Source organism: Agrococcus sp. Ld7, from assembly GCF_045064095.1.
In the GTDB taxonomy this organism is placed as follows: domain Bacteria; phylum Actinomycetota; class Actinomycetes; order Actinomycetales; family Microbacteriaceae; genus Agrococcus.
Window position 1 is genome coordinate 1 of record NZ_JBISGY010000006.1, and the last position, 1,249, is coordinate 1,249.

At 72.9% G+C, this 1,249-nt stretch carries 1 protein-coding gene; it reads left to right on the forward strand.

Annotated features, from left to right (window positions below):
- The coding region (locus ACJJVL_RS02065; RefSeq protein WP_405216490.1) for a DUF222 domain-containing protein at positions 1–1,249 on the forward strand (1,249 nt) is incomplete at both ends.

The window sequence follows — 1,249 nt, forward strand, 5'->3', positions numbered from 1 at the left end:
ATGCGGGCGTTGGAGGCGCGCACGGCCAGGCTGGAGGCGGAGAAGCGGGAGCTGTTCGCCGCCCGCCTGTCGCAGCTGCTCGACGGCGGCGGCAACATCGATACCGCCCGGCGTGAGAGCGCGTCGGTGCTGGCGGCCGAGTTGCGCTTGTCGGATCGCACGATCGAGCAGCGCATGACCGGCGCCTGGCAGCTGGTGCGGGAGCTGCCGCTGGCGCACCAGTCCCACAAGGCTGGCCGGATCACGGCCGGGCACCTGCGCACCATCGACCAGGCCACCCGGGCGCTGCGCCTGGATGCGAACGTCGACGCCGACGAGCGGGCCCGGGTGGAGGCGGCGCTGGTCGCGATCGCCGAGACCACCACGCCTGGCCGGTTGCGGTCGCGCGCGAAGCTGATCGTCGACCGGGCCCTCACCGCCCCGCTGCAGCAGCGGCACGATCTCGCCCGCGAGCAGCGGGCCGTGTGGGTCGACGACGCCGGCGACGGGATGGTCGTCCTCGCCGGCCGCGTGCCCGCCGCGCTCGGCTACGGCACCCTCGACCGGCTCAGCCAGGCCGCCCGAGCCAAGGACAAGGACGACCCGCGCACCTTCGACCAATACCGTGCCGACGCGTTCCTCGAACTGCTGCTGTGCGGTCAGGTCCCGGACGACCTCACCGGCGTCAACACCCTCACCGCCACCATCGCCGTCACCATCCCCGCAACCACCCTGCTGCTCGACGACATGCAGCGGCGCGACGACGGCGCTGACGCGGAGGCGGGCAGTGGCGTAGACGCGGCCGATGGCGCGGGCGGGCGCCAGGGCCCGCCGGACCCGGAGCTGCAGTACCCCGCCATGCTCGATGGCCGCATCCTGGTCGACGCCGCCACCATCCGCGCACTCGCCGCCGACACCATCACCTGGGAACGACTCTTCCTCCACCCCGTCACCGGCATCCCCATCACCGTCGACACCTACCCGCCCAACCGCGCCATGCGCCGCTGGCTCAAAGCCCGCGACGGCCACTGCCGCTGGCCCGGCTGCAACAACCCCGTCAGCCGCGCCGACACCGACCACACCCGCGCCTACGCCGACGGCGGCACCACCGCCCTCGCCAACCTCGCCCACCTCTGCCGACGCCACCACACCATGAAGCACGCCACCCGCTGGGCCGTCCAACAACTCGCCGACGGCATCCTCGAATGGACCAACCCCCTCGGCGACACCTACCGCGACGAACCCCAACCCCAAGGCCCACGCTTCACCA